The organism is Caballeronia sp. LZ008, from assembly GCF_031451435.1.
In the GTDB taxonomy this organism is placed as follows: Bacteria; Pseudomonadota; Gammaproteobacteria; order Burkholderiales; family Burkholderiaceae; genus Caballeronia; species Caballeronia zhejiangensis.
Genome location: NZ_JARUXK010000004.1, coordinates 1276175 through 1298807, shown reverse-complemented (window position 1 = coordinate 1298807; position 22633 = coordinate 1276175). Strand labels below are relative to the sequence as shown.

Sequence of the window (22633 nt, the reverse complement as noted above, 5' to 3'; positions counted from 1 at the left end):
TTCTCAGGCAGTCGCAAGGGGAATTTTGGGAGACAGGGCTATCGCGGAAAAGTTCCGCGCGCAATCGGACATTTGAATCGGATTTTCCGGACGCCGATATTCGATTACTTGCTTTTCAAATAACAAATCGCTTTCCCGGCGCGCGATCTTTCGGATTCGACGGACAGCCGCGCGACATAGCGCGCAAGCGCCTCAGCCTCGGTCGTTTTCACGCGCGGCATCGCGACGCGAAAGCAATGCGAGCGCCATTCCCGCGCCTGCCGCCACGAGCACCGCGCGCCACGGATGCCGCCGCACCGCAGCATTCGCATGCGATGCCTTGCGACCAGCGCCGACCATCGCGAGCGCGGTGGCGCGCGTGGCCGTCGATTCGGCGCGCGCGAGCTTGCGCGACAACGCCAGCGCCCGCGCGACGGCGGATACCTTCTTGCGCGCCTGTCCCGTCAGTTGTTGCGCGTGTTGTGCGCGGGCGCCGATCGCGCGGCGCGCGCTCGCGGTGGCGGGGGCATCGTCAGGAGCGCTTGCCGGCGTGAGCGGCGCGGCGGCGGATGCGGCGCCGGCGACCGGTACAGCGGTGCGCGTCGAGGCCGCGAGCAGCGAGCCAATCTTCGCGCGGCTGCCCGGCGGCACGCGGCCATTGTTCTGCTGTCCCCATGCGCCGCGCGGATCGTGCATTCGCGCGCGCGCCGCCGAAAATTCCGCGCCCAGCAGGAGCACGGCGGCGGAGAAGTACAGCCACATCAGCAGCACGGCGAGCGAACCCGCCGCGCCGAACGCGCTCGCGGTGCCCGCGTGGGTCAGATACAAGGCGAACAGCTTCTTGCCCGCCGAGAAAAGCAGGGCGGAGACGAGCCCCCCGACGAGCGCATCGCGCCATTGCACGGGCGCATCGGGGAGGAACTTCATCAATGCGCCGAACGCGGCGGTGAGAATCGCGAGCCCGACCACGAGCTGCACGACGTCGCCGACGATCACGAACGGCGAATTTGCCCACAGCCACATGCCGACCGCCTGAATCGCGGTATCGAGCACGAGCGAGACGATCAGCAGAAACGCGACGCCGAGCACGAGCCCGAACGACACGAGCCGCACGCGCACCAGCGTCATGATGCTGGAGCGCTGCTCGCCGCTCATCGGCCAGACGATGTTGAGCGCCGTGTTGAGCGATGAAAACGTCGCCGATGCACCGACCGCGAGCAGCACGAACGAGATGATCGCGGCGATGCCGGTCCCGCTGCTGCGATGCGCGTTCTCGACGATGCTCTGCACGCCCGCCGCGGCCTGATCGCCGATGAGTCCGTTCACTTGATGAAAAAGTTGCCCGCGCGCCGCCTCCGGTCCGAAGATCCAGCCCGCGACGGCGATCACCATGACGAGCGTCGGCGCGAGCGAGAACGCCGAGTAGAACGCGATGCTCGCGGCCATCGCGGCGCAGCGGTCTTCCGAGAACTGCTTCAGCGCGCCGAGCGCCCACGAAGCGTCTTTCTTCACCACCGCTTCGATCTTCTGGGTTGAGACGGAACTCATGGCGACCTCTCGGTTCGATGAATGGAGCGCGAATGTTTCACCCCGTCGAGCACGTTCCATTCCAGAACATGCGCGGCCAGGCGCGGCGCTTGCTAAAGCGACAAGGTTGCGTATGAAGTATTCGTTGCATGCAACGCGCGCAAGACCTGTGATTGGTGCAAATACCGTGTCAACCTGTCTGCGGGATGTAATCGGGCACCATATACTTTAGTAACCCAGTAACCCAGTAACCCAGTAACCCAGTAACCCACATTACGACGCGCCGAGGGCAATCATGCTCCAAATGTCACGGCGACAGTTCCTCAAGGTCTCTGCGAGCACGCTCGCCGGTTCGAGCCTGGCGGCAATGGGCTTCTCTCCGGCTCCCGCGCTCGCAGAAGTCCGGCAATACAAACTGTCGCGCACCACGGAAACGCGCAACACCTGTCCGTACTGTTCAGTCGGGTGCGGCATCCTCATGTACGGTCTCGGCGACAACGCCAAGAACGCAAAATCGAGCATCATCCACATCGAAGGCGATCCGGATCATCCGGTCAATCGCGGCACGCTCTGCCCGAAAGGCGCATCGCTCATCGACTTCATACATAGCCCGAGCCGGCTGACGTATCCCGAGCATCGCGCGCCGGGGTCGAACGAGTGGAAACGCATCTCGTGGGAAGAGGCGCTCGATCGCATCGCCGAGTTGTTGAAGGAAGATCGCGATGCGAATTTCGTCGAGAAGACGCCCGACGGCAAGACGGTCAATCGATGGCTGACTTCGGGCTTCCTGGCGGCGTCGGCGGGAAGCAACGAAGTTGGCTATCTGACGCACAAGACGGTGCGCAGTTGGGGAATGCTCGCATTCGATAATCAGGCGCGTGTCTGACATGGCCCGACGGTGGCAGGTCTTGCCCCGACGTTTGGCCGTGGAGCGATGACGAACCATTGGGTCGACATCAAGAACACGGACCTGATTCTCGTGATGGGCGGCAATGCAGCCGAGGCGCATCCGTGCGGCTTCAAGTGGGTGACCGAGGCGAAGGCGCATCGGCGCGCGCGTCTCATCGTCGTGGACCCGCGCTTCACGCGCACGGCATCGGTCGCGGATTTCTACGCGCCGATTCGCACCGGCACGGACATCGCGTTCCTCGGCGGCGTCATCAACTATCTGCTCACGAACGACAAGATCCAGCACGAGTACGTGAAGAACTACACGGACATGTCGTTCATCGTGCGCGAGGACTTCGCGTTCAAGGACGGCGTGTTCTCGGGCTATGACGCGGAACATCGCAAGTACGACAAGACGAGCTGGGACTACGAGCGCGGCGACGACGGCTATGTGAAGACCGATCCGACCTTGCAGCATCCGCGCTGCGTCTACAACCTGTTGAAGCAGCACTACGCCGCCTACACGCCGGAAATGGTGACGAAGGTTTGCGGCACGCCGACCGACAAGTTCCTCAAGGTCTGCGAGATGCTCGCGACGACCGCGGCGCCGAATCGCGCCGGCACGATTCTCTATGCGCTCGGCTGGACGCATCACTCGGTCGGCGCGCAGATGATTCGCACGGGCGCGATGGTGCAGCTTCTGCTCGGCAATATCGGCATCGCGGGCGGCGGCATGAATGCGCTGCGCGGGCACTCGAACATTCAAGGCCTGACCGATCTCGGCCTGATGTCGAATCTGCTGCCCGGCTACATGACCTTGCCGATGGAAGGCGAGCAGGAATACGAGGACTACATCAAGAAGCGCGCGTCGCAGCCGCTGCGGCCGAATCAACTGAGCTACTGGAAGAACTATCGGGCGTTTTACGTGAGCTTCATGAAGTCGTGGTGGGGCGATAACGCGACGGCCGACAACAACTTCGGCTATGACATGCTGCCGAAGCTCGACAAGTCCTACGACATGCTGCAGGTCTTCGAGCTGATGGCGCAGGGCAAGATGAACGGCTACATCTGCCAGGGCTTCAATCCGCTTGCGGCGGCGCCGAACAAGGCGAAGATCGGGCTCGGCCTGTCGAAGCTGAAATGGCTCGTCATCATGGATCCGCTCGCGACCGAGACGTCGGAGTTCTGGAAGAATCACGGCGAATTCAACGATGTCGATTCGTCGAAGATTCAGACCGAAGTGTTCCGTCTGCCGACGAGTTGCTTCGCCGAAGAGCGCGGCTCGCTCGTCAGTTCGTCGCGCGTATTGCAATGGCACTGGCAGGGCACGACGCCGCCGGGCGAAGCGCGAAGCGATCTCGAGATCATGTCGGGATTGTGGCTGCGCATGCGCAAGGCATATCAGGAGAAGGGCGGCAAATATCCCGATCCGATCCTGAAGATGACGTGGCCGTACGCGGACCCGGAAAGCCCGACGCCGGAGGAAATCGCGATGGAGTTCAACGGCCGCGCGCTCGCCGACGTCACCGATCCGACCGATCAGACGAAGGTCCTCGCCAAACGCGGCGAGCAACTGGCGAGCTTCGCGCAACTGCGCGACGACGGCTCGACCGCCAGCGGATGCTGGATCTTCTGCGGATCGTGGACGCAGGCGGGCAACCAGATGGGCCGGCGCGACAACTCCGATCCGACGGGCATCGGGCAGACGCTCGGCTGGGCGTGGGCGTGGCCGGCGAATCGGCGTGTGCTGTACAACCGCGCATCGTGCGATGTGAACGGCAAGCCGTTCGATCCGTCGAGAAAGCTCGTCGCGTGGAACGGGCGCGCGTGGGGCGGTCCGGATGTCCCCGACTTCAAGGTCGACGAACCGCCGGACAAGGGCATGAGTCCGTTCATCATGAATCCGGAGGGCGTGGCGCGATTCTTCGCACGCGACGGCATGAACGAAGGCCCGTTCCCCGCGCACTATGAGCCGTTCGAGACGCCGCTCGGCCATAACCCGTTCTTCCCCGACAACAAGGCGGTGACGAGCAATCCGGCCGCGCGCGTCTTCCCCGACGATCGCGCCGCGTTCGGCACCGCCGACAAGTTCCCGGACACCGCGACCACGTATCGCCTCACCGAGCACTTCCACTACTGGACCAAGCACGCGCGGCTCAACGCGATCGTGCAGCCGCAGCAGTTCGTGGAGATCGGCGAGGAGCATGCGAAGGAAGTCGGCGTCGTCGCGGGGGATCGCGTGAAGGTGTCGAGCAATCGCGGGCATGTCGTCGCGGTGGCGCTCGTCACGAAGCGCATCAAACCACTGACTGTGGAGGGCAAGAAGGTGCACACCGTCGGCCTGCCGCTGCACTGGGGCTTCAAGGGCCTCACGCAGCCGGGCTATCTCGTCAACACGCTCACGCCTTCCGTGGGCGACGGGAACTCGCAGACACCCGAGTTCAAGTCGTTCCTCGTGAAGGTCGAGAAGGCATAGGGAGGACGAGATGGCTCTGCAATCGCTCGATATCAAGCGTCTCTCCGCGACGACCGTGCCGCAGACGCAAATACGCGAGCCGGTGACGGGCACGGTGGCGAAGCTCATCGACGTGTCGAAGTGCATCGGCTGCAAGGCGTGTCAGACGGCGTGCATGGAGTGGAACGACCTGCGCGACGATATCGGTCACACGACCGGCATCTACGACAATCCGCGCGACCTGACGGAGCATTCGTGGACGGTGATGCGCTTCACCGAATACGAAAATCCGAAGGGCGACCTCGAATGGCTGATCCGCAAGGACGGCTGCATGCATTGCGAGGATCCGGGTTGCCTGAAGGCGTGTCCTTCGCCGGGCGCGATCATTCAGTACACGAACGGCATCGTGGATTTTCACGAGGAGAACTGCATCGGCTGCGGCTATTGCATTACCGGCTGCCCGTTCAATATTCCGCGGCTTTCGAAGGAAGATCATCGCGTGTACAAGTGCACGCTATGTTCGGATCGCGTCGCGGTCGGGCAGGAGCCCGCGTGCGTGAAGACGTGCCCGACCGGCGCGATCATGTTCGGCACCAAGGTCGACATGCAGCAGCAGGCGGCCGATCGCGTCGAGGATCTGAAGGAGCGCGGCTTTGCTAACGCGGGCCTCTACGATCCGGCGGGCGTGGGTGGCACGCATGTGATGTACGTGCTGCATCACGCGGATCAGCCGGAGCTGTATCACGGGCTCGCGAAGGATCCGCACATCAGTCCGCTCGTGTCGATATGGAAGGGCGTGACGAAGCCGCTCGCGATGATCGGCATCGCGTTGGCGGCGTTTGCGGGCTTCTTCCATTACACGCGCGTCGGGCCGAACGAAGTCAGCGAGGAAGACGAACTCGAAGCGCATCGCGAAGCGGAAGAAGTGCAGCGTCGGCGTGAAGGCGGACAGGAGCGTACAGATGAAACACGATAGCGAACTGCGTGACGTGAAGGGCCATCGGCTGATCGTGCGCTACACGCCGAACGAGCGCACGAATCACTGGATCACCGCGATCACCTTCGTGCTGCTCGCGCTGTCCGGACTCGCGATGTTTCATCCGTCGATGGCATGGCTCTATGCCGTGTTCGGCGGCGGGCAATGGACGCGCATCCTGCATCCGTTCGTCGGCTGCGTGATGTTCATCTCCTTCATGATCCTTGCGCTGCGCTTCTGGCATCACAACTATCTGGACAAGAACGACGTCCAGTGGATGAAGCAGATGAACGACGTGCTCACCAATCGCGAGGATCGCCTGCCTGAGATCGGCAAGTACAACGCCGGGCAAAAGCTGTTGTTCTTCGTGATGGTGGCGAGTCTCGTGTTGCTGCTCGTGAGCGGCATCGTGATCTGGCGGAGATACTTCGCGTTCTATTTCCCGATTACCGTGATTCGTCTTGCATCCGTCGTGCACGCGGCGACGGCGTTCGTGCTGATCGTGTCGATCATCGTGCATATCTATGCGGCGCTTTGGGTGAAGGGTTCGATCGGCGCGATGACGCGCGGCACGGTCACGTATGGATGGGCGCGCAAGCATCATCCGCGGTGGTTCAGGGAGATGATCGGGAAGTAGAAATCCGGCGCGACGTTGGGCCAATACGTGCGGGGTGCGGTCCATTTCATATCCGTTTTGCTGATATGCTCGGTCGACCGTTCACCCCGCGAGGAAACCTTCCGTGGTCCAACGCATAGTCGAAGCCTCGCGAATCGAATCGCTCGATCCGTCGGCCATTCCGCGTTTGCGCATGCCGGAGCGCGCGACGATATTCGCCACGCGCGCCGCACGTCTTCGGCAACTCGCCGACGCAAGCAATCCCATCTCCGGTTATCTGCGCCTGATGGCCGCGCTCGCCGACGCCCAGCAGCGCGTGCTCGCGCATTTCAATGCGCCGATGCCCTCGCGCGAGTCCATCGAACTGAATCAGCGTCATTCGATGCCGATCGTTCCCGCGCTCACGGATGACCGCGATCCCGCGTGGCGCGACGTACTCTTCATGCTGCTCGACGGCATCGAAGCCGCCGGCGCGCTAACGCCCGCGCTCGCGCAACTCGTCGCCCGTCTGCGCGCGCTCGACGCCGCCGCGCTCGACGACCAAGCCGACGCGATCCTCGCGCTGCGCTTCGCCGAAATCGATCCGGCCGCCGCGCCCCTCATCGCGGCCGCGCTGCAAGTCGTGTGGACCGATCTCGCCAGCCGCATCGACATGCGGGACGTGCCGTATCTCGACACGCCCGGCGTATGTCCCGTCTGCGGCTCGGTGCCGGTCGCGAGCATCGTGCGCGTGGGCGGCGCGTATGAAGGTTATCGCTACGTGCAATGCGGACTGTGCGCGACGGAGCTTCACGTGGTCCGCGCGAAATGCACGAACTGCGATTCGACCAAAGGCATCGCGTATCACGTGATGGGTACGGGCGACGAACCCGAGGAAGAAAAAACGGCGAAGGCGACAAGCGCGCCGCTCAAGGCGGAATCGTGCGACGAATGCGGCACGTATCGCAAGATCGGCTATCAGGAGAAGGCTTACGACTTCGAACCTTACGCCGACGATCTCGCGAGCCTCACGCTCGATCTCCTGATGGGCGATGCGGGTTTTCGGCGCGCGGCGCCGCATCCGTGGCTCTGGCCCGAACAACAGGAAGGCGATCGATGAGCGATGTCACAGGCGACGGCGGCGAGCTGCGCGCATTGATGGCTCGCGTGCCATCGGTCGAGCGCGTGCTGGCGTCGGCGGAATTCGAGGCGGTGATCGCCACGTACGGCCGCACGCAGGCGCTCGCCGCATTGCGCGCGACGCTCGATGCATGGCGCGCCGATGCGCAAGCGGGCCGCGCGTCCGTCGATGCACTGAGCGATGCGCAACTCGCGCTCGCCGTCGACGCGCGGCTCGCGAAACGCGCGCGCAGCAACGTGCGCAGCGTCTTCAACCTGACGGGCACGGTGCTGCATACGAATCTCGGCCGCGCGCTGCTGCCCGACGAAGCGGTGCGCGCGGTCGCCGAAGTGCTCACGCGTCCGGCGAATCTCGAGTTCGATCTCGACACCGGCGCGCGCGGCGATCGCGACGATCTCATCAACGGCCTCATCTGCGAGCTGACGGGCGCCGAAGCCGCGACCGTCGTCAACAACAACGCGGCCGCTGTGCTGCTGACGCTTTCCGCGCTCGCTTCGCGCAAGGAAGTGATCGTGTCGCGCGGCGAACTCGTCGAGATCGGCGGCGCGTTCCGCATTCCCGACATCATGAATCGTGCGGGCGCGAAGCTGCGCGAAGTCGGCACGACGAATCGCACGCATCTGAAAGACTACGACGAAGCGATCAACGCGAAGACCGCGCTCCTGATGAAGGTGCATTGCAGCAACTACGCCGTGAGCGGCTTCACGAAGGAAGTCACCCTCGCCGAACTCGCGCCGCTCGCGAAAGCGCGGAACTTGCCGGTCGCGGTCGATCTCGGCAGCGGCACGCTCGTCGATCTCGCGCAATGGGGCTTGCCGCGCGAAGCGACCGTGCGCGAGACGGTCGCGGCAGGCGCGGATCTCGTCACGTTCAGCGGCGACAAGCTGTTGGGCGGGCCGCAAGCGGGCCTGATCGTCGGGCGCGCGGATCTCATCGCGAAGATCAAGAAGCATCCGCTCAAGCGCGCATTGCGCGTCGGCAAGCTCACGCTCGCGGCGCTCGAAGCCGTGCTGCGTCTCTATCGCGCGCCTGAAACGCTGGCCGAGCGTCTCACGACATTGCGTCTGCTCACGCGTCCCGCCGACGCAATGCGCCTCGCCGCCGAACGCATCGAACCTGCGTTGCAGCGCATGATCGGCGATGCCTTCACTGTCAGCGCCGAACCGATGTTCAGCCAGATCGGCAGCGGCGCATTGCCCGTCGACGTGCTGCCGAGCTACGGCCTCGCGGTGCGCCTCGCGAGCGGCAAACGCGCGGGCGGGCAACTCAATCGCATCGAGAAGCGGCTGCGCGCGTTGCCGCGTCCGGTCATCGGGCGCATCGCGGATGGCGCGCTGCGTCTCGATCTGCGCTGTCTCGAAGAAGCCGATGAAGCCGCGTTCATCGCGCAGTTGGATGCAGGCGAGGACGCACGCGAATGATCGTCGGCACGGCGGGGCATATCGATCATGGCAAGACGACGCTCGTGCGCGCGCTCTCGCGCGTGGACACCGACCGGCTGAAGGAAGAGAAGGCGCGCGGCATCTCGATCGAACTCGGCTACGCGTACGTGCCTTTGGACGACGGCGGCGTGCTTGGCTTCATCGACGTGCCCGGACACGAGAAACTCGTGCACACGATGGCGGCGGGCGCGTGCGGCATCGACTTTGCCTTGCTCGTGATCGCCGCCGACGACGGCGTGATGCCGCAAACGCGCGAACATCTCGCGATCCTCGAACTGCTCGGCGTGACGCGCGGCGCGGTCGCGGTGACGAAGTGCGATCGCGTGGAGGCATCGCGCGTGCGCGACGTGCATGCCGAAATCGCGGCGTTGCTCGCGCGCGGCCCGTTGCACGGTGCGCCCTTGTTCGACACCGATGCCACTCAAGACGGTGACGCGGGCGTCGCTTCGTTGCGAGCGTATCTTCACGATGCCGCCGCGCACTGGCGCACGCGCCGCGACGATGGCTTTTTCCGGCTCGCGGTCGATCGCGTGTTCACGCTGACGGGGCAGGGCACGATCGCGACGGGCACGGTGTTCGCGGGCCGCGTGAACGTCGGCGACATGCTGGCGCTCGCGCCGCGCGAATCCGGCGGCGAGCCCGTGCGCGCGCGCAGCATTCACGCGCAGAATCGCGCAGCAGAGACGGGCCGTGCGGGCGAGCGCTGCGCGCTCAATCTCGCGGGCATCGACAAGGATGCGCTCGCACGCGGCGACTGGATCGTGGATGCGCGGCTCGCGCGGGCATCCGAACGGCTCGATGTCGAACTGAGCTTGCTCGGCGATGCGCAACTCACGCTCACGCATTGGGCGCCCCTGCATGTGCATCTCGGCACGACGCATCGCGTCGCGCATGTGGCGCTGCTCGAAGCGGATACGCTCGCTGGGGGAAACACGGCGCGCGTGCAGCTCGTCTTCGATCAACCCGTTTGCGCGCTGCCCGGCGATCGCTTCATCGTGCGCAACGCGCAGGCGAACCGGACGGTCGGCGGCGGGCGCGTGCTCGATCCGTTCGCGCCCGCGCGCAAGCGCCGCACGCCGCAGCGCCGCGCGTGGCTCGATGCGCTCGTCGCGATGCTGGATACCGGTCGCGCCGATGCGCTTTTCGACGAAGCGCCGTATGGCTTGCCGCGCTCGCTTGTCGAGCATTTGTACGGGCGCGGCCTGTCGCCCGAAGGCGTGCGCGCCGTGCCCACGCACGATGACATGCTCTACATCGCGGCGCGTCACTGGGATGCGCTCAAGGCGCGCCTGCTCGATGCGCTAGCCGCTTTCCACGAACGCTTTCCCGACGAACAAGGCCCCGACGCCGCGCGTCTGCGCCGCATGGCCGCGCCGCTGGCGCCGGACGCGCTGTGGCGCGCGCTCGTCGACGATGCGGTGACGAGCTGCGCGATCGCGAAGAGCGGGCCGTGGCTGCATCTGCCGTCGCATGCGGTGACGCTCGACGACAACGAGGAAGCGCTCGCTCGCGCGGTGCTCGCATCGCTCGAAGAAGGGCGTTTCGATCCGCCCTGGGTGCGCGATCTGGCGAAGGCGCAGGGCGTCGGCGAGGACGAGATGCGCAGGCTGCTCAGGAAGCTCGCGCGCCGCGGCGACGTGTATCAGGTGGTGCGCGATCTGTTTTATTGCCGCGCGTCGATTGGCGCGCTGGCGCAACTCGTCGCGCAATCGGCGCAAACGCAGGGCGGCGCGGTCGGTGCGGCCGCTTTCCGCGATGCGAGCGCGCTCGGCCGCAAGCGCGCGATACAGATTTTGGAGTTCTTCGACCGGGTTGGGTACACTCGATTCCACCGCGACCTGCACCTCTTGCGCGCCGATAGCCGCTGGCACGAGTCCGTCTGACGATTGCGCGCTCGTCCTTCCATCACGATGGAGCATCTCTACTTCAGGCTGCTGCATGTCATGTCGAGCCACCCCGAGTGGGCGCTCGCGGTCGTGCTGCTCGCGTCGTTTCTCGAATCGGTCGCGTTCATCGGCACGTTCGTGCCGGGCAGCACGGCCATGTTCATCGCGGGCGCGCTCGTCGGCGCGGGCGCGCTGAATCTCGGCTGGGTATTCGTCTGCGCGATCGCGGGCGCCATTGCCGGAGACGCCGCGAGCTTCTGGTTCGGCCAGCACTACGCGGACCGCGTCGCGCAGATGTGGCCGTTCCGCTCGCATCCGGGCGCGCTCGTCGCCGGCAAGAAGTATTTCGACAAGCACGGCGCGAAGAGCGTCGTGCTCGCGCGCTTCGTCGCGCCGATGCGCGCGGTCGTGCCGGTCGTCGCGGGCGTGACCGGCATGACGCCGGCGCGCTTTCTCGTCGTCAACATACTGAGCGCGCTCATCTGGGCGCCGACGCATATCCTGCCGGGCGTCGTGTTCGGCGCGTCGATCGAACTGGCGGGCGCGGTGTCGATCCGGCTCGTCGTGATTCTGATTCTCGTCGCGGCGCTAGCGTGGATCGTGTTCAATCTCGCGCGCGTGATCGTTTCGCACGCGATGCGCTGGACCATCGCGTCGCGCGACGCGCTGCTCTCCTGGGCGCGGAAGGGCAACGGCCTGCCCGCGCGGCTCGTCTCGCGCGCGCTCGATCCGGGCAATCCGGCGACGGGCCTCATCGTCATGATCTCGGTGCTGCTGCTCGCGTCCGCGATCCTCTTTTTCTCGGTGCTCGCGAACGTGGCGCGCGGCGCGTCGATCGTTCAGGTCGATGTGTCGATTTACCGGCTGCTGCAATCGTTCCAGTCGACCTGGACCGATTCGATCCTCGATGTCGCCGCGACGCTCGGCAGCACGCAGACGCTGCTCGCGCTCGGCGCGACGGTCATCGTGTGGATGAGCTTCGAACGGCGTTGGCGCACGGTCACGTACTGGGTCGTGGCCGTGGCGTTTTCGCAATTGCTCGTCGCGGCGATCCGCTTCACCGCGCACGAGCCGGCGCTCGTTTCGTTCGCGCCGTCGGAGCATCGCTTTCCGAACAGCGACGTCGCGGCGACGGTCGTGATCTACGGCTTTCTCGCGTTCCTGCTGCTGCGGCGCGTGGGCATCCTGACGGGCGTGTTCATCGCGACGGCGACCTCGGCCATCGTGACGGCGGTCGGTCTGGCGGGGCTGTACTTTGGCCGCTTCACCATCTCCGATGCGCTCGGCAGCGCGGCGCTCGCCGCCGTCTGGGTCTTCCTGATCGCGCTCACGGCGGTATGGCGCAATCCCGGCAAGCCGCCGCCGCGGCCGCTGATGCCGGTCGCCGTGCTTGCCGTGATCTGCGCGAGCGTCGCGCTGCAAACGAGCGATGAAACGGAGGCGCACAGCGTCGTGCCATCGACCGTCGTCATTACGCCGATTCAGTGGACCGATTCGGTATGGCGCACGTTTTCCTGTTATCGAGCGAGCATGGAGGGCGATCGTCGCGAGCCGATCACCGTGCAATGGGCGGCGACGCCCGAGCAGATTCGCGCGCAACTGGCATCGCGCGGCTGGACGGAGGTGTCGCACGTGAGCCTGAAGAGCGTGATGTCGGTGGTGTTGCCGAATGCGCCCGCCATCGCGTTGCCCGCGTTGCCGCGCCTGAACAACGGCGAGCCGTCGAAGCTCGTGTTCGCGCGTTCCGTGCGCGGCGCCGACGAGCGCGACGTGCTGCGCTTCTGGCCCACGCATTACGAAGTGCGCCAGGACGCAGGCGCGCCGCCCGCGCCGATCTGGCTCGGCTCGGTCGTGCACGAGCGCCTGCGCCGTCCGTCGTGGCCGTTCAACGTGCTGCGCCCGGACCGGCGCGTCGATCCGATGGCCTTCGATCATGGCGAGGGCACGCCCTGGCGCGGTATCGAAATTGCGAGCAGCGCGGGGTGCGGCAACGTGCCGGTGATGCTCGTCGAGTCGAGGTCCGAATGATGTTGCGATCGAGAGGTGCCGGTTGATCCAGATTCCTCCGTCGGCGATCGTGCAATGGGGCGGCGCTGCCGTCTTCGCGAACGTTCTGCTGACGCGCCTCGGCGTGCCGCTGCCGTCCGCGCCTTTGCTCGTGTTCGCGGGCTCGGCCGTGGCGAGCGGACGCCTCTCGTTCGCGCATGTGCTGTTCGCGGCGCTGTGCGGCGCGTTGCTCGGCGACAGCGTGTGGTTCTCGGCGGGGCGCATCTACGGACGTCGGCTCGTCGCGGCGCTCTCGCGCAGATCGTATGCGGTCGACAGCGGGATGCGTACGACCGGCGAACTGTTCGAGCGTCATGGCGCGCCGATCGTCGCGGTATCGAAGTTCGTGCCGGGTCTCGGTCTCGTCACGCCGCCGCTGATGGGCACGACGCACATCGCCGCGCTCGCGTTCTTCTTCTGGGATACGGCTGGAATTGCCGCGTGGGCGTCGTTCTGGGTATTGGGCGGCGCGCTTTTCGAGCGGCAACTGCATGTCGCCGTGCTCGAACTGGAATCGCATGGCGCGACGGTGGTGGATGTGCTCGTCGCGGCGGCGCTCGTCTATTGCGTTTATCGGCTGATGCGGCGGCGACAGCCGCGCTCGCGCGATGGCAACGGCTGAGAACGCGCCGTTATAATCGGACGCCCGGTCGAAATTCGATCGGACGTGCAGCGCCGTGGTTTTCAAAGGAAGGCATCCGTATCCGGTGGTGCGGCCGGGCTTCAAACCCGGTTGGGGATGTCAGACATTCCCAGGTCGGTTCGACTCCGGCTGCCTTCCGCCAAGTAAGCCTGTCTCGCAAGGAACGCCAATTGCGGATGTCATTGCGCATCCACGATCCGCGTTACCTTCGAATGAACGACAGAGCCGACATCCACACGCAATCGCGCAAGCCGCTCGATCGCGAACTCGAAACCGCGCTGCGCAAAGTCTTCGGCTTTCCGCACTTGCGTCCCGGACAAGAAGACGTGATTCGCAGCGTGCTCGACGGCAACGACACGCTCGCCGTCATGCCCACCGGCGCGGGCAAGTCGCTGTGCTATCAATTGCCCGCGCTGCAATTCGATGGCATGACGGTCATCGTATCGCCGCTGATTTCGCTGATGCGCGATCAGCTCACGAAGCTGGTCGAAGCGGGCATTGCGACCGCCATGCTCAACAGCACGCTCTCCGCGAGTGAACAGCGCGACGCGATGCAGGCCATCGCGCGACACGAAATCCGCATGCTCTTCGTCACGCCCGAGCGTCTCGTCGATGCCGAATTCACCGCCGAACTCACCGCGAAGGACATGCCGCCGATCGCGCTTGCCGTCATCGACGAGGCGCATTGCATCTCGCAATGGGGCCACGATTTCCGGCCGGCATATGTCGAACTGATCCACGCGATCAAGACGCTCGGCCGTCCGCCCGTGCTCGCGCTCACCGCGACGGCGACGCCCGCCGTCATCGTCGATATCGTGCGCGAACTGGAGATGAAGCGCGCGAACGTCATCCATACGGGCGTCTTTCGCGACAACCTGCATTTCAGCGTCGAACAACTCACGAACCCGGATGACCGGCGCCGGCGCGCGATCGAGATCGCGACGGGCGAAGCGGGGAGCGGCATCGTCTATTGCGCGACGGTCGCGGAATGCGAGGCGCTGCATGCCGCGCTCGTCGATGCGGGTGTCGAGGCCGAGCGCTATCACGGCAAGCTGTCGTCGGGCGCGCGCTCGTCATCGCAGGACGCGTTCATGGAGAACCGCGCGCGCGTGATGGTCGCGACCAATGCGTTCGGCATGGGCATCGACAAGCCCGACATCCGCTTCGTCATTCACGCGCAGATGCCCGGCAGTCTCGATGCGTACTATCAGGAAGCGGGGCGCGCCGGCCGCGACGGCGAGACCGCGCGTTGCACGCTGTTGTTCGAAATGAAGGACAAGCAGGTGCAGCAGTTCTTCATGAGCGGCCGATATCCGAGCGCGGAGATGATTGCGCGCGTCGCGGAGAAAGTGCGCGAACTCGCGAGCGACGATGCCGCCCGCACGCTCGACAAGCCGCTTGCGCGTCTGCGCGAAGCGTTGCCGAACATCGGCGCGAACAAGCTGCGCGTGGCGGCGGCGCTGCTCAACGATCTCGGCGTGACGCGTCGCACGCGGCGCGGCGGCATGAAGCTCGTCGACGACGAAGCGGCCATCGCGAAGCTCGAAGGGGCGTCGCAGGAATACGCGGCGCGCAGCGAACGCGATCGCGCGGTGCTCGAGCGCATGATCGCGTATGCGCAGAGCGCGCAGTGCCGCTGGCGCATGCTGCTCGACTACTTCGCCGACGACATGAACGACGCGCGCACGTCCGCGCCGCTGCGCGCGAGCGATGTGCATTACCGCGCGCCCGACGACGAACTCGACGGCGGCCACTGCGGCGTGTGCGATAACTGCGTGCATCCGCCGGAGGTGATCGAGAGCCCGCGCGAAGTGCGCGAACAGATGCGCGCGAAAGAAGAAGAGCAAGCCGATCGCAAGACGAAGGCGTTCGCGCCGGGCGAGCGCGTGAAAGTGCGTCGTTATGGCGAAGGCATTGTCGAAATGATCAGCGGCGAGCGCGTCGCCGTGCGCTTTCCCGATGACGAGACGCGCACCTTCATCGCGCGCTACGTGAAGCGTGCCGCTCGCTGATTTGCGCAATCGCGATGCGCGCGGCCTTGCGCACTTCCGGATCGCCGTCGTCGAGTGCGGCTTCGAGCACGGCGAGCGCATGCGTATCGCCGAGTTCGCCCAGTGAAAGCGCGGCCTCCTTGCGCACGTTGCTGATCGGAAACGTCAGCAGTTCCGACACGGCATGCGTGCTTGCGACATCGCGCAAACGTCCGAGCGCGCGTGTCGCCTGCAACGTGACTTGCCAATAGTCGTCGGAGAGGGCGTTTTCCAATGCATTGCGCGCGGCGACGAGACGCAGCTTGCCGAGCGTCGCGGCGGCTTCCTCACGCACGCGCCACGCTCGATCGGAGAGCGCGTGGATCAACGTTTCGATCACGCCGTCGTCGGTGGCGAAGCCCAATGCGCCGACGGCAGCGTGACGCACTTCCGTCGATGCATCGGTGCGCGCGATGTGCTTCAACTGCGGCAGCGCATCCACATGACGCAGCCAGCCCAGCACGCCGATGGCCTCGCGCCTCACGAACGGCGACGCATTCGCTAGCGCCGCAAGCGCAGGTCCGGCCGCGCTCGGCAAGCGCAATTCGCGCAACGCGCGCAAAAGGGCCGCGCGCTTGAACGCGTCGGCATCGGTATCGGCATCGGCGAGATGCGGCAGCAGGCGTTCGCCCGCGACGGGATCTTTCAACGCAGCGAGACTGTCGGCGGCGGCTTCGCGCGTATCGGTATCGGCGTCGTCGAGCGCGGCGCATAGCGCATCGACTGCTTCGTCCGTTTCCCACGCGCCGAGACGTTGCGCCGCGGTGCGACGCACGTCGGCATCCGTGTCGTGGCGCAAGGCATCGGCGAGCAGGGGCAGCCAGGCTTCGTCTTCGAGGTCGGCGGCTTCGAGCACGGCGAGACGGCGCACGGCGGCATCGGCATCGTTGAAGCGCGCGGCGAGGGCGGCGTCGGTGACGGTATCGAAAAGTGGATTGGTGTGCGTCATGAGAGAACGGAGTGTGATATGTCGATGCGCGCGGGCGCGTCGTTCGATGCGGCCATCGGACTCGCAAGCGGATAACGAAGCAACGCGAGACAACGACGCTTCAACGCGACGAATCCGGCTTCCGTGACGAGCTCGCGTTCACGCGGACGCGCAAACGGCACGCGCAGTTCTTCGAGCACCGTGCCCGGGCTATGGCTCATCACGAGAACGCGATCAGCGAGAAGGAGCGCTTCGTCGATGTCGTGCGTGACGAACATGACCGTCGGACGGCGCTCGCTCCATACATCGAGCAGAAGCGCCTGCATCGATGCGCGCGTTTGTGCATCGAGCGCGCCGAAGGGTTCGTCCATCAGCAGCACGCGCGGCTCGTTGAGCATCGCGCGCGCGATCTCCGCGCGTTGCTGCATGCCGCCCGAAAGCTGCGCGGGATAGCGCTCCGCGAACGCGCCCAGCCCGACGCGATCGAGCAACGCCCGCGCGCGCAGATGCCGCTCGCGTTTCTTCACGCCGCGCATCTTCAGTCCGAACGCGACGTTATCGAGCGTCTTGCGCCACGGCAGCAGCGTGTGTTGCTGAAACACCATGCCGCGCTCGGGATGCGGTCCTTCGATGAGCTTGCCATCGAGCGTCGCGCGGCCCGCGTTCGGCGCGACATGTCCCGCGAGCGCGGCAAGCAAGGTCGACTTGCCGCAGCCCGACGGCCCGAGTATGCAGACGAATTCGCCCGGCTCGATGACCGCGTTCACATCGCGCACGGCGGTGAATGCGCTCGCGCCGTCGCCCAACGCAATGCCGAGCGCTTCGAGTTGGATGCGGCCCGCGCTCATCGAATCCTCCCTGCGGCGAGCCACGGCGTGAGCCGCGTGCCCGCGACGCGCACGAGCGCGCTGCTGCCCATGCCGAGCAGGCCGATCAGCAACATGCCGACGACGACATCGGGATAACGCTGCACCGTGTACGACTGCCATGTGTAATAGCCGATGCCGTATTGCCCCGAGATCATCTCGGCGGTGACGAGGCAGAACCACGACGTGCCCATGCCGATGGCAAGGCCGGTGACGATCGCGGGCGCCGCGCCCGGCAGGATCACTTCGCGCAGGATCACGCGATTGCCCGCGCCGAGACTGCGCGCCGACGACACGAGCCGTGGCTCCACGCCTTCGACGCCGTGTATCGTGCCGAGCAGGATCGGAAAGAACGCGCCGGTGAAGGTGATGAAGATCATCGACATTTCGGAGGAAGGAAACATCAGGATCGCGAGCGGAATCCACGCGACGGCGGGAATCGGCCGCAATACTTCGAGCGGCGTGAGCAACGCGAGGCGCGACCATTGCGAGCGGCCGATGGCGATTCCGAGCACCACGCCGCTCGCCGCCGCCGCGACATAACCCGCCGCGATGCGTCTCACGCTGCTCGTGAGATGGGCCACGAGCTTGGGCGAATGCGCGAGATCGATGATGGCCGCGAGCGTATCGGCGGGCGTCGGCACATTCTCGAACGTGACGATGCCGAGGTTCCAGCGATGCGTCGTCGCCAGATGCCATAACGCGATGCACAGCGCGAGCGACGCCCACTGCACGCCGGCGCGCGCGCCGCGTGAACGCAGCAACGAAGGAGCGGAGTATGCGAGCGTCGCCATCATGGCCTCATCGGTTGGCGAGCGCGGTCGGCTGGCGCGCGGCGGCGAAGTCGAGCACTTGTCCGCCGTGCGCGTTCGCCCAGGCCTCGGCGCGATCCTTCAGCAGGAACGCGTTCAACTGGCCGTCGCCGTTCTTCGCGAACCATGCCTGATTGCCGAGCAGCTTGATGCCGCTCTCACGATCCTGCGCATAGAACGCGCGCACCTGTTTGCCATCGCGTTCGAGCGTGCCGAGCTCGCGCACCGCTTCTTCCGGCGACGCATAGCTGCGCACCTTCGGCTCGCCGCGCACCCAGATCTGCGCGACGCGATCCGTCTTTGCGATGGGCTTGCCCGTCAGCGCATCGTTCGCGACGAGCGGCGCCGGCGCATAGTTCTTCAGTGCCGCTTCGTAGTCGAGATGCTCGGCCTTGAATGCGGCGCGCAAGTAACTATCGTCGATGAAGCTATTGGCGTTCAGATCGCCGTCGGCACGCTTGAGCAGCTTGAGCGTATCGAACGATGTCTGCACGGCCTTGCGATACTCGGGCTTCCATGTGAGATCGCGCGTCTGCAAGCCGAGCGGACCGTGAAAGAGATAGTCGACTTCAGGCTCGATGCCCGTCACCTTCGCAATCAGCTCGCTGTACTTCTCGGGTTCCGCCGTGAGCAGACGATTCGCTTCGATCGCGGCACGCAAGTACGCGACGACAATCTCCGGATACTTCTGCGCATAGTCCTTTTCGACGAGCGTGCCGTGCAGCGTAGGCGATCCCGCCTGCGAGCCGTCGTAGATCTTGCGCGCGAAGCCGCGATACGGAAACAGCTCCGCGAAGGGCACGAAGTCCGCGTGCGCGTCGATCTTGCGCGTCTGCAATGCGGGTCCGGCGACTTCGGGCGCCTGCGTGACGATATTCACATCGCGCTCCGGGTCCCATCCTTGCGCCGCGACCGCGCGCAGCAACATGCCGTGCGCGGTCGATGCGAACGGAACGGTGATCGTCTTGCCCTTCAGATCGGCGATGGACTGCGCGGGCGAATCCGTCGGCACGACGATGCCGTTGCCGCTGCCGCGCACGCTGCCCGACAACACGCTGATGAAGATGCTGCTCTTGCCGGCCTTCTGATTCGCGACGCCGTTCAGCACGCCGGGGAAATCCGCCATCGAGCCGAAATCGAGCTTGCCCGCGACCATCTCGTTCGTGATCGGCGCGCCGCTCGTGAAGTTCTTCCATTGAACGTCGTATTGCGCGTCCTTGTATTTGCCATCGTGCGGCAAGTACTTTTCGAGCAGATGCAGTTCGCGGATCAATGCGCCGCCGGCTGCGGTATTGATCGTCGTGTCCTGCGTGCCGATAGCGACGCGGATCGTTTCCGCATGCGCAGCGCCCGCGAACAAGGCGACTGCAAGCGCGATGGATAGCGTTCGTTTCATGAAGCGAGTCCTCGTCATCATCGAAGAAGATAGGGAATGTCGACATGCACGGCATTGGTCGGGCAATCGCGTTCGCAGGGCATGCAGTACCAGCATTCGTCGAACTTCATGAAGGCTTTGCCGGTGTCGGGATCGATTGCGAGCAGGTCCATCGGACAGACATCGATGCAGACCGTGCAACCCTTGTCGGCGATGCACTTGTCTTCGTCGATCATCACGGGAAGACTCGAGCGCTGGCGCGCTTCGCGGGGCACGAGTGCCATGTTCTCTCTCCTATGCAGCGACAGGCTGCGACGTGCGAGCCACGCGCAGACGCGAATACGCGCCGCGCTCGGACTCGTCGACGGGAACCACGTACGGTTCCACGGGTTTCTTGAAGGACGTCATGCGTCCCGATGCATCCTTCTTCAGATGCGCGTGGCAGAACCATTCGTCATCGTTGCGCTCAGGAAAATCGACGCGATGGTGATAAAGGCCCCAGCGGCTCTCCGTGCGATACAGCGACGCGCGCGCGGCCATTTCCGCGCAATCGAGGATCGCGGCGACTTCAGCGGCGCGCATCAGCTCGTGCGGATCGGCGGCGCCGAGACGCTCGACGTCCTCGCGAATCTCCGCGAAGCGTTGCAGGCCGATCTCCATGCGACGCGTGACTTTCGGCGGCTGTAGATAGTCGTTCACGAAGCGGCGCAGCTTGTATTCGACTTGCGCGGGCGGCAGGCCATGTTCGCGCGACAGCGGCGCAAAGATGCGGGCACGCTCATGTTCGATCTGCGATGCGTCGAGCGCGGGCAGCGCGCGGCCGGCGACATGCGCGGCGGCATCTTCACCGGCGAACCATCCGTAAGTGAACGCGCCGAGCATGTAGTTGTGCGGCACGGCGGCCATGTCGCCCGCCGCGTAAAGCCCTTGCACCGAAGTGCGCGCGTGCTCGTCGACCCATACGCCCGATGCGCTGTGTCCGCTGCACAGGCCGATCTCCGAGATGTGCATCTCGATCATGCGCGAGCGATAGTCGTTACCGCGCCGCGCATGAAAGCGCCCACGGCTCGGCCGCTCGTTGGTGTGCAGGATCGTTTCGATCGTTTGAATCGTTTCTTCCGCGAGATGATCGAGCTTGAGAAACACCGGCCCGTTGCCGCTCTGGAGTTCCTGATAGAACTCCCACATCATTTGCCCGCTCCAGTAATCGCATTCGATGAAGCGCTCGCCCTTGCCGTTCGCCGTATAACCGCCGAGCGGTCCCGTCACATACGCGCATGCCGGGCCGTTGTAATCCTTGATGAGCGGATTGATCTGGAAGCATTCGAGATTGGCGAGTTCCGCGCCTGCGTGGTACGCCATCGCGTAACCGTCGCCGGCGTTCGTCGGATTCTCGTACGTGCCCATCAGATAGCCCGATGCGGGCAGGCCCAATCTGCCGGCCGCGCCGCAGCAGAGAATGACCGCTTTCGCGCGGATCACGTAGAAGTCGGCGGTGCGGCAATCGAAGCCCATGACGCCCGCGATCTCGCCATTCGGGCCATTCAAAAGACGCGTGGCGACGACGCGATTCGTGATCTCCACGCGCGCACGCTTCAATTGCCGGTACAGCACCTTCTTTACGTCGTGACCTTCGGGCATCGGCAAGACATACGCGCCCATGTGATGCACCTTGCGCACGGCATAGTCGCCGGTATGGTCCTTCTCGAACTTCACGCCCCAGCGATCGAGCTCCTCGATGGTCGTGAAGCTGTGGCGCGCATACGCATAAATCGTGGCCTGATTGACGATGCCGTCGTTGGCCACGGTGATTTCCTTCGTGTACTGCTCGGGCGTCGCGTGGCCGGGAATGATCGCGTTGTTCAGGCCGTCCATGCCCATCGAGATCGCGCCGCTGCGTTTCACGTGCGCCTTGTCGATGAGCAGCACGCGCAGATTCGGGTCGCGCTGTTTCGCCTTGACGGCGGCCATCGGCCCAGCCGTGCCGCCGCCAACGACGACGATGTCGTATTCGAGTTCGTGGGTCTGCATGATCTGGTTTCGCCGCTTGTTATGACAAGTCAGGACCAGATTCTAGAAGTGCGCGAACCGCGAGGGAATCAATTGTTTTTGCTTTGCTTGTGCCTGCTTCGAATAACGCGCGATGCGGCGGGCGAGGTCCGTTCGCGATCGATGCGCAGCCGATACTGGAACGTATCGCCTCGGAAATAGAGGTATTCGAAGTCGATGGGCTTGCCGCCGGCATCGTGCGTGAGGCGCTCGATGCGCAGAAGCGGTGCGCCTTTTTTCACGTCGAGCGCATCCGCGATGTCGGGCGCGGCGGCGATGGCGTCGATCGCCAGATCGGCGTGACCGAGCGGCACGGCGCAGTCGTTTTCGAGCATCAGGAAGATATCGCGCGTGGCGAGCTCCGCGCGCTTCAGGCGTTTGCCGATGGCTTCGGGCAGGAACGTCACTTCGTACGAAACGGGCGCGCGATTGAGCAGGCGCACGCGATGAATCTCGGCGACGCTGCTGCCTTCGGCAAGCGCGAGTTGCGCGGCGACTTCGGGCGGCGCGGCCACGACGCGCATCTGCACGACGCGATTGATGATCTCGTGTCCGCTCTCCGACATCGCCTCGGCGAAACCCTGCAGCGACGTCACGTTCTGAAACGCCTTCGGTTGCGATACGAACGAGCCCTTGCCGTGGACCTTGAAGATCAACCCTTCCTTTTGCAGGTCGCCGAGCGCCTGGCGGATCGTGATGCGGCTCACGTCGAACATCGTCATCAGCTCGCTTTCCGAGGGCATGCGGCTCATCGGCGGATAGCGGCCATCGAGAATGCCGGAGCGCAGCACGTCCTTGATCTGCGTGTAGAGCGGTACGTGCGAATCGAGCGAAACGGAAGGGCGACGGGTCGGCATGAGAGCGGGAAGGGGAAGGAAGGCGGGCGCTTCGAGCTGCGATTATAGCGGCGCGCCCCGGCGGCATCGCCATAAACAAATGACGAAATATTGGTTAGCGCCCGCTGCGCGCTGCACGAGAATGGAACCTGTCCAGTT

17 protein-coding genes and 1 tRNA gene are annotated in these 22633 nt (G+C 65.0%); 10 read left to right on the top strand and 8 right to left on the bottom strand.

The genetic code is table 11. The features are described 5' to 3' along the window. Positions 1-192 precede the first annotated feature (192 nt). The gene (locus QCE49_RS30990) at positions 193-1527 is read right to left on the bottom strand and encodes a YihY/virulence factor BrkB family protein (RefSeq protein WP_008352820.1); all 1335 of its coding nucleotides are present in this window, start codon (positions 1525-1527) and stop codon (positions 193-195) included. Between the two features lie 274 nt (positions 1528-1801). Between QCE49_RS30990 and fdnG the strand changes: the two genes are divergently transcribed. The 10 genes from fdnG (at position 1802) to QCE49_RS30940 (ending at position 15590) form a co-directional block, all read left to right on the top strand. Continuing rightward, positions 1802-4870 (top strand): formate dehydrogenase-N subunit alpha, encoded by a 3069-nt coding sequence (gene fdnG / locus QCE49_RS30985; RefSeq protein ID WP_144403755.1) that lies wholly within the window; start codon positions 1802-1804, stop codon positions 4868-4870. Positions 4871-4880: 10 nt separating this feature from the next. Next, complete coding sequence (gene fdxH, locus QCE49_RS30980; protein ID WP_008352823.1) at positions 4881-5825, top strand: formate dehydrogenase subunit beta; 945 nt, start codon at positions 4881-4883, stop codon at positions 5823-5825. After that, complete coding sequence (locus tag QCE49_RS30975) at positions 5812-6462, top strand: formate dehydrogenase subunit gamma (protein ID WP_008352824.1); 651 nt, start codon at positions 5812-5814, stop codon at positions 6460-6462. The genes fdxH and QCE49_RS30975 overlap by 14 nt, the downstream gene beginning before the upstream one ends. A gap of 103 nt (positions 6463-6565) precedes the next feature. Then, on the top strand, positions 6566-7540 hold the full coding sequence (gene fdhE, locus QCE49_RS30970; RefSeq protein ID WP_250436075.1) for a formate dehydrogenase accessory protein FdhE: 975 nt from the start codon (positions 6566-6568) through the stop codon (positions 7538-7540). Continuing rightward, a complete protein-coding gene (selA, locus tag QCE49_RS30965) occupies positions 7537-8982 on the top strand; it encodes an L-seryl-tRNA(Sec) selenium transferase (RefSeq protein ID WP_309806702.1) in 1446 nt (481 codons plus the stop codon). Before fdhE ends, selA begins: the two co-directional genes overlap by 4 nt. Then, a complete protein-coding gene (gene selB, locus QCE49_RS30960) occupies positions 8979-10886 on the top strand; it encodes a selenocysteine-specific translation elongation factor (protein WP_250458034.1) in 1908 nt (635 codons plus the stop codon). Before selA ends, selB begins: the two co-directional genes overlap by 4 nt. Positions 10887-10913: 27 nt before the next feature. Continuing rightward, positions 10914-12917 carry a VTT domain-containing protein gene (locus tag QCE49_RS30955; protein ID WP_250458048.1) on the top strand — a complete coding sequence of 668 codons (2004 nt, stop codon included), beginning with the start codon at positions 10914-10916 and terminating at the stop codon, positions 12915-12917. A 22-nt stretch (positions 12918-12939) separates the two neighbouring features. Then, entirely contained in the window at positions 12940-13557 is a 618-nt protein-coding gene (locus QCE49_RS30950; protein ID WP_008352832.1) for a DedA family protein, read from the top strand. Positions 13558-13624: 67 nt separating this feature from the next. Further along, positions 13625-13720, top strand: a tRNA-Sec gene (locus QCE49_RS30945). Positions 13721-13790: 70 nt separating this feature from the next. Continuing rightward, positions 13791-15590 (top strand): ATP-dependent DNA helicase RecQ, encoded by a 1800-nt coding sequence (locus QCE49_RS30940; protein ID WP_250458033.1) that lies wholly within the window; start codon positions 13791-13793, stop codon positions 15588-15590. Here QCE49_RS30940 and QCE49_RS30935 read toward each other — a convergent pair. The 7 genes from QCE49_RS30935 to QCE49_RS30905 form a co-directional block, all read right to left on the bottom strand. After that, entirely contained in the window at positions 15556-16557 is a 1002-nt protein-coding gene (locus tag QCE49_RS30935) for a HEAT repeat domain-containing protein (RefSeq protein ID WP_250458032.1), read from the bottom strand. The genes QCE49_RS30940 and QCE49_RS30935 overlap by 35 nt on opposite strands. Next, the gene (locus QCE49_RS30930) at positions 16554-17384 is read right to left on the bottom strand and encodes an ABC transporter ATP-binding protein (protein WP_250458031.1); all 831 of its coding nucleotides are present in this window, start codon (positions 17382-17384) and stop codon (positions 16554-16556) included. The genes QCE49_RS30935 and QCE49_RS30930 overlap by 4 nt, the downstream gene beginning before the upstream one ends. Next, positions 17381-18199 carry an ABC transporter permease gene (locus QCE49_RS30925; RefSeq protein WP_250458030.1) on the bottom strand — a complete coding sequence of 273 codons (819 nt, stop codon included), beginning with the start codon at positions 18197-18199 and terminating at the stop codon, positions 17381-17383. Before QCE49_RS30925 ends, QCE49_RS30930 begins: the two co-directional genes overlap by 4 nt. A 4-nt stretch (positions 18200-18203) precedes the next feature. Next, positions 18204-19610, bottom strand: a complete 1407-nt coding sequence (locus QCE49_RS30920; RefSeq protein WP_250458029.1) for an ABC transporter substrate-binding protein — start codon at positions 19608-19610, stop codon at positions 18204-18206. 17 nt (positions 19611-19627) lie between these two features. Beyond that, the gene (locus QCE49_RS30915) at positions 19628-19873 is read right to left on the bottom strand and encodes a ferredoxin family protein (protein ID WP_008352838.1); all 246 of its coding nucleotides are present in this window, start codon (positions 19871-19873) and stop codon (positions 19628-19630) included. A 10-nt stretch (positions 19874-19883) separates the two neighbouring features. After that, complete coding sequence (locus tag QCE49_RS30910; RefSeq protein WP_250458028.1) at positions 19884-21620, bottom strand: fumarate reductase/succinate dehydrogenase flavoprotein subunit; 1737 nt, start codon at positions 21618-21620, stop codon at positions 19884-19886. 68 nt (positions 21621-21688) lie between these two features. Next, positions 21689-22495 carry a GntR family transcriptional regulator gene (locus QCE49_RS30905; protein WP_250436068.1) on the bottom strand — a complete coding sequence of 269 codons (807 nt, stop codon included), beginning with the start codon at positions 22493-22495 and terminating at the stop codon, positions 21689-21691. Positions 22496-22633 lie beyond the last annotated feature (138 nt).